We start from the raw sequence: 6,890 nt of genomic DNA on the forward strand, positions 1-6,890 counted from the left end.
CACTTAGCTCGCTTCTGGTGTTGCTTTTTTATCGCACGCTAAATTTTCTGAAGATTGTTCTTCCTGCTTTGTCTCAAACTTCGTGAACACGTAAAGTGCGACCACAATTAATGAAACAACGATGGTTTTGCCCATTGCCATCTGTTCGCCAAGTGTTAAAACCGCCACTAAGTAGCCAACCAAAGGCATGAGATTTAATGCCATCGTTGCCTTTTCGACACCGATACGCTTGAAAGAATACAATTGAATCAAGTAGCTACCGCCAGAGATACCCGTACCTAAGAAAATAAGCAAAGCAATTAACAGCGGGCTAGAGAAGATAATGTAAATCTGAGATAGGTCTAAGCCCATGGTCAATACAACGATGATGCCCATTACTGCAACTGAGATGTATTGGTAAAGCATAGAAACAACTGAACCGTATTTGTCCGCTAAACTAGCTCGTAAGTGAGCTGTCCACGCTAACGCCAGCATTGAACACGTCACGTAAACGTAACCTAGTAGTGGCGTACCACCTTCAATGGAGTTTGTCGGACCAACACTCATTGCGTAAATACAAACCGCCGAAGCAATAAAAGCACCCCACTGAATCTTGTTCATGCGGAAGTTCATAAACATCATGCCAAAGAAAACCGTCGCGAACGGCTGCATGCCTTGAATAACACCGTTTTCAGTCGCACCAATGTGAGAAAGAGAAAGGAAGTTGAACAGTGAAAACACCCCTTGTCCAACGATGCCACAAAGCGCAATGCGACCAATATCTTTGGTATCGATCTTTAACGAAGAACCCAAGTCAGCGCTCAAGCTTTTACTACGTGATGTAAAAAAGAAAATGATGGAAAGGCCAATTACCGCAGTAACGTAGCGGAAAAATACCAATGTCATCGGGTCAACAGCCATAGAGAGCGGCTTAGATACCACCCCAGTTACGCCCCAGATACAGGCAACAGCAATGGCAGCAGTCCATCCTAAAAATGTGTCTCTGTTTGTTGTGTTCATCTGTCTATCTTCCATAATTTTTAGGTAACGGCGGTGCGCACACCGCCTTATTACTCATAATTTTATTTAGTGGTTTTTCGCTAGTTAACGTCTGTCGCCGTTTTCAGCTGAGGCGCTTTTTTCTTCGCCTTACCAAACTTCATGAACAACATCATTGAGCCAATAACGACTGCAATCGCTAGTAGTCGCATTGGCGTTACCGCTTCACCGAGAGCAAACACAGCCAGGACGAAAGAAGACAGAGGCATCAAGTTAAGTGCCATACCCGTTCCGTCTACGCCAACTCGTTCCATTGCATAGATGTAGATTAGGTAGCTGATACCTGAAATACCCACACCCAGAATTGCAATACAAGCAATACGAAGTGGAGAACTGAAAATACCGAGAGCTGAAGAGAAATCGGCGCCGACAACCAGTAGGTAAAGACCGAAGCCAATTGCCGCAAAAACAAACTGGTGATACATCGTCGCCACTGAACCATATTTCTCAGCAAGCTTGGCACGAGCGTAAGCCATCGTGGAGAAGCTCGCGGCACTACCCAGACAGATCAAGTGACCAATGTTAAACCCGCTGCCTTCAACAGAAGGGTCCATAACCAAAATAGCGACACCAACGAAGGCGCCAACAGCTGCCAAGATTTGTAGTGGTGTAAAACGCTCGCCGTGGCGAAGGAAACCGACACACAAAATGATGATTGGGATAAGGCCTTGGATCACGCCGTTTTCTGAAGCGGTAATGTAATCAAGAGATAGGAACGATAGAAAACTGAAAGCACCTTGACCAATAATGCCGCAACATGCCGCCCAGAAGATGTCGTGTCGGTTTGCCCAATTAAGTTTAAAATCGACTTTTTTCTGTGGTTTACCCATCGCATTGCTGACTTGGATAATCACAAACAGAGTAATGAAAGCGACGGTATAGCGAACCCATACCAAGACTTGTGCGTCCATTACTTCTAAAATAGGTGTCCCTACGATCCACGGAATACCCCAAAGCATGCCAATGAAAATGGCAGCTAACCAACCTTTAGTTGTATTACTCATCTTAAAATTCCTTTATTCATTGGTTGCTATTGATTTAGCAATTGTCCGTAACCTGGACATTGAGCTTTGTTGCCGACTAAGTGCATGCAGTGCCAGAACATCGCAGAGTTGCTGCACACGACTGGGATACCAAATCGATCTTCAATCTCTTGAATGTGGTCAAGAACACGAAGGTTGGTGCAAGACATAAACACCACATCGGCACCAGAGCCCGGCAACATTTTGCTCAACGCTTCCATCATCGATTCCTTTGAAACCGTCGTGATGTCAGTGTCTTTCTCAATGCCAAGTGAACCTAAAACAGGGACTTCAAAGCCAGCGGCAGTCAGTTGTTGATAAAGAGGGAAATTCACTTCTGTTGGGTAGGGGGAAAACACGGCAACTTTCTTTGCACCCAAGTGCTTAAATGCGGCTTGAGCAGCTGTCCATGGGTTGGTTGCGGGAATATCACCGCGATTTTGTGTAAGAAGGTTAGCGACTTTTTCTTCACCGATAATGATAGAAGCTGAAGTGCAACCAAACGCCATGACATCCATGGGTAAACCCGTCGCTATTAGATCGGATGCTTCGCTGATACCAACCGCAATTTGGTCGAGCGCTTCTGGAGTCATTTCGCTGCTGTAATAAACACGGGAGCTAAACACTCCTGCTTGTGTGCCCAGTAATTTTGCCCAGTCCATCTCTAAAGAGTGGTCAGTACTTAGTTGCACTAAACCGATATGAACTCGACCAATCCTTGGAGCCTGAACGTGCTGTAATGGGATTTCAAATTGTCGAAACTGTTCTATTGTTTGCATGAGAAACTCGTATTTTTATAGTTTTTATGTGCTGACTCCAGAATCCAGAGTCAGCTTTTGTAGGGTGTTAAATTTGTACGGTGCTAAATTTTTAGCTAAATAATGATCAGTTCTGGTTCAGCTCGTTCGCTCAACCATTCAGCGCCGTCTTCAGTAATCACGATGTTCTCTTCGTGAACCATCGACTTACCCGGTGCGTAAACCATGCCCGGTTCTAGCGTCATCACCATGCCAGGCTTAAGTACTGTGTTGTCGGTAGCGGTGTTAGACGGACGCTCTGTCAGTTCCATACCTAATCCATGACCTAGACGACCAACGTCGTTACCCAATGCACCATTAGCTTCTAGTACTCCCCACATCGCGTTGTAGATGTCAGTCGTGGTTGCGCCCGGTTTCGCTGCCTCGAAGCCTTTCGTGGTCGCTTCGTAAGTAGCGCGGTATGCCGCTTTGGTTTGCTCACTCGCATGACCAAATGCCCAGTTACGGTCGAAATCAGAGAAGTAACCATCGCGTACAGCACCCGTATCGATGATCAACACATCTCCCGGTTCAATAATGCGATCGGTAGGACCCATGATGATGCTGTCATAACCATCAGGTCCTGAGCCTGCGATGATGTAAGGACATTCATCTGCACCTTCTAACAACATATCGATACGGAACTGTTTACAGATTTCACGCTCGGTCATGCCGGCTTTTGCATACCCAGGAATTTTGCTAAAGCCCACATTGGTAATACGACAGATTTCGCGAGTTTTTTCTATTTCAGCTTGTGATTTAATCTGACGAAGCTCATGCATCGCTAATGACACATCAACAAAATCTTTCTTAACCATGGTGGTTAATTTGAGGTAGTTATTTACTGGCATACGCAAGTGAGACTCAATCCCTAATGTCGCGCCAACTCTGCCGTGACGACAAGGTAAAGAGTTCAACGTGCTTGCAACCAAGCTAATGCCGTCATCTTCTGGCCTTGGTGAAGGCCAAGTAATGATGTTCTCAACCCATGTTCCTGCCATACCGCTAGCACCAATCTCAGGAACAATAGCAATAGGTTTACCTTCTGCTGGGATAACAACGAACCATGGTCTAGTTGGGCTGTGCCAAAACTGAGTGTGAAAACCAGTAAAATAGCGAACGTTTGGTTCCGTAGTAAAAATCATCGCGTCTAGCTTCATCTCATGCATAACTTTTTGAGCGCGTGATGTTCTGTTTTCAAACTCAGCTTGTTCAAAGCCTCGGTTTAGGTAGTTAGTCATTGGGGCCTCTAATTATTATTGTTGGGTCAGCAATTACGAACCGACCCTATAGTTCAATTTTGTTTACGTTACGATGAGCATCTTACTGACATTTTAGTTAAATAATGTGACCACAATCTCACAGTTAACTATAGTGACCCAAAAGCATCTAGAACCAGAATTTTTGTTGATTTTGATCAATTTTAGGTACTTATTTGTAACTTTAGGCTTGTGCAAGGAGCGAGTGTATAGTTTTATAGTTACATAAAGTTAATTGGCAACTTGAAATCCATCGAGTAACCAAAGATAATGAAAGGCAATTAAAGTTAACAACAGTGGTCTAAAATGAACGCATCAGCATATAAATCGTTTAACGTAGAATTCACCGACAATGACAGAGAGCATCTCGCACTGAACTTTCGCTTAGCCGAAACTATTGCCGACTTTATTGGTCCGCATTGTGAGGTAGTGATTCACTCATTCGAGAGCTTTGAAAAATCAGTGGTGAAGATCGTGAACGGTCATCACACAGGTCGAGAAGTAGGGTCACCTATCACCGATCTAGGGCTGAAAATGCTGAGTGTGTTTGAGAGCACTGGTGAGGTCACGCCAAAGAGTTACTTCACCACCAGCAAAGATGGGTCACTGCTTAAATCTACGACCTGTGTGCTAGCTGGAGAAAATGGCAAACCGATTGGACTATTCTGTATCAACATGAATTTGTCTCACCCGTTTCCTGAGATCATAAAAACTTTAATGCCGGACATTGCTCATGCCCCTGTGGGTGTGCATGAGAACTTTGGAGCTTCAACAACAGAAGTGATTGAGCAAGCACTTGAGCACGCTATTTTTGAAGTCGACAACGATGAGTCAGTCAACTTGAAAGGTCGAAACAAAGCCATTACCAAGCTATTGCTTGAGAATGGTATTTTCGAATTGAAAGAGGCGACAGCATTCGTATCTGAACGTCTTGGTATAACTCGCCACGCTATCTATAAATATATCCGCGAGTTTAGAGCTTAAAAATCCTATAAAGAGAAATGAAATGAAAACAAAAATCCATACAGATCTAGCACCTGCAGCAATCGGCCCATACTCTCAAGGCATGGCATTCAAAGACCTTATTTTCACTTCTGGTCAGCTGCCTCTTGATGCAAAAACAATGGCGTTTGTTGAAGGTGGCATTAAAGAGCAAGCTCGTATGTCACTAGAAAATTTGAAAGCTGTACTAGAGCAAAGCGGTGGTTCACTGGACACTGTTATTAAGACCACATGTTTCCTATCTGATATGGAAAACTTCGTCGCATTTAACGAGGTATACACAGAAGTATTCGGGACTGAGAATGCACCAGCACGCTCTTGTGTTGAAGCGGCTCGTCTACCAAAAGACGCATTAGTTGAAGTGGAAGCGATCGCTTACATCAAGTAATCGCGTAGCATTTTTCGCAATACTACCTGTCGCTATGAACGACTAAACAAGGTCATTGACCATCGCTTAATGACCTTTAATTCATCTGTCTGTATCTAAGTGTGTCCTATGTTAAAACTATCAAAAAATTCATTCTATACTGGTCAAGTCTGCGAACTATTCACCGCTTCTCAAGCCCAACAAGCGCGTGAGTTTCACCGCCAGATCGAAGGTTACCAACCTACACCACTTGTCTCTCTTCCTAACTTGGCAAAACAATTGGGCGTCAAAGCCATCTTGGTGAAAGACGAATCAAAACGCTTTGGTTTAAATGCCTTTAAAGTGCTGGGTGGCTCTTACGCACTTGGTCGTCAATTAGCTAAACACCTAGGTATTGATATCTCTGAGATCAACCTTAAAACGGTGGCTTCAAAATTAGATAAACCATTGGTATTTACTACAGCGACTGCGGGTAACCACGGTACGGGCGTAGCGTGGGCAGCTCGTGAAATGGGACAAAAAGCCGTAGTTTATATGCCAAAAGGCTCATCTCAAGCGAGTGTAAACCGTATCCAAGGCCTAGGTGCCGAGTGTATCGTGACAGAAGTTAACTATGACGACACGGTACGTATGGCGAACCAAACTGCGCAAGACAATGGTTGGATGCTTGTTCAAGACACCGCTTGGGACGGCTATGAAGAAATCCCAACATGGATTTCACAAGGCTACATGACAATGGCAGATGAAGCCGTTGAACAAGTTCAGGCATCAGAGTTTGGGTCACCCACTCACGTCTTTTTACAAGCAGGTGTTGGCGCAATGGCTGGCGGTGTATTGGGCTACTTAGTTGATAAGCTAGGTGCGGGCACTTTCGAAACCATTATTGCTGAGCCAGCTGCAGCAGACTGTATCTTTCGCTCAGGTGTGAAAGGCGAAATGGTCAATGTATCGGGTGAATTGAATTCGATTATGGCAGGTCTTGCTTGCGGTGAGCCAAATCCCGTGACTTGGCCAGTACTCCGCGATTGCAGCAACCATTTTGTATCGGTTGAAGACAGTGTTTCAGCGAATGGTATGAGAGTTTTAGGAAACCCATTACACGGCGATAGCCAAATTGTCAGTGGTGAGTCAGGTGCAATTACGTTAGGTCTGTTGTACCAACTTTGTCGTGAAGGTGCAGACCAAGCAGTACGTGATCAGCTAGGTTTAAACCGAGATGCAACCATCATGGTCTTTAGTACAGAAGGCGACACGAACCAAGCACGCTACCGCGATATAGTTTGGAACGGTTTGCATCAATCGAACTAATTGATATCTAAAAGACACCAAAATAACAAAGCCACAGCAAACTGAAGTGACCCCGTAAAGTTGGACATTTCTGTTAAGCGGCTTTCAAGGCCTGAGT

At 44.6% G+C, this 6,890-nt stretch carries 7 protein-coding genes; 3 read left to right on the plus strand and 4 right to left on the minus strand.

Features of this window, described 5'->3' with window-relative positions:
- Positions 1-3: 3 nt before the first annotated feature.
- The 4 genes from AB6E78_RS15330 to AB6E78_RS15345 form a co-directional block, all read right to left on the minus strand.
- Positions 4-999 (minus strand): DMT family transporter, encoded by a 996-nt coding sequence (locus tag AB6E78_RS15330; RefSeq protein WP_048662517.1) that lies wholly within the window; start codon positions 997-999, stop codon positions 4-6.
- Positions 1,000-1,079: 80 nt separating this feature from the next.
- Complete coding sequence (locus AB6E78_RS15335) at positions 1,080-2,042, minus strand: DMT family transporter (protein ID WP_048662518.1); 963 nt, start codon at positions 2,040-2,042, stop codon at positions 1,080-1,082.
- A 26-nt stretch (positions 2,043-2,068) separates the two neighbouring features.
- Complete coding sequence (locus AB6E78_RS15340; protein WP_017068125.1) at positions 2,069-2,839, minus strand: aspartate/glutamate racemase family protein; 771 nt, start codon at positions 2,837-2,839, stop codon at positions 2,069-2,071.
- Positions 2,840-2,934: 95 nt separating this feature from the next.
- Positions 2,935-4,098: a Xaa-Pro peptidase family protein gene (locus tag AB6E78_RS15345; RefSeq protein ID WP_017068124.1), complete on the minus strand. Its 1,164-nt coding sequence runs from the start codon at positions 4,096-4,098 to the stop codon at positions 2,935-2,937.
- A gap of 324 nt (positions 4,099-4,422) precedes the next feature.
- On the opposite strand from AB6E78_RS15345, the gene AB6E78_RS15350 reads away from it, so the two are divergent.
- The 3 genes from AB6E78_RS15350 to dpaL all read left to right on the plus strand — a co-directional run bounded on the left by AB6E78_RS15350 (position 4,423) and on the right by dpaL (position 6,793).
- Positions 4,423-5,100, plus strand: a complete 678-nt coding sequence (locus tag AB6E78_RS15350) for a transcriptional regulator (RefSeq protein WP_017068123.1) — start codon at positions 4,423-4,425, stop codon at positions 5,098-5,100.
- Positions 5,101-5,122: 22 nt separating this feature from the next.
- Complete coding sequence (locus AB6E78_RS15355) at positions 5,123-5,506, plus strand: RidA family protein (RefSeq protein ID WP_004732389.1); 384 nt, start codon at positions 5,123-5,125, stop codon at positions 5,504-5,506.
- A gap of 108 nt (positions 5,507-5,614) precedes the next feature.
- Entirely contained in the window at positions 5,615-6,793 is a 1,179-nt protein-coding gene (dpaL, locus tag AB6E78_RS15360; RefSeq protein WP_017072480.1) for a diaminopropionate ammonia-lyase, read from the plus strand.
- Positions 6,794-6,890 lie beyond the last annotated feature (97 nt).

This window comes from Vibrio sp. 10N.247.310.98 (assembly GCF_041467395.1).
GTDB lineage: Bacteria > Pseudomonadota > Gammaproteobacteria > Enterobacterales > Vibrionaceae > Vibrio > Vibrio crassostreae_C.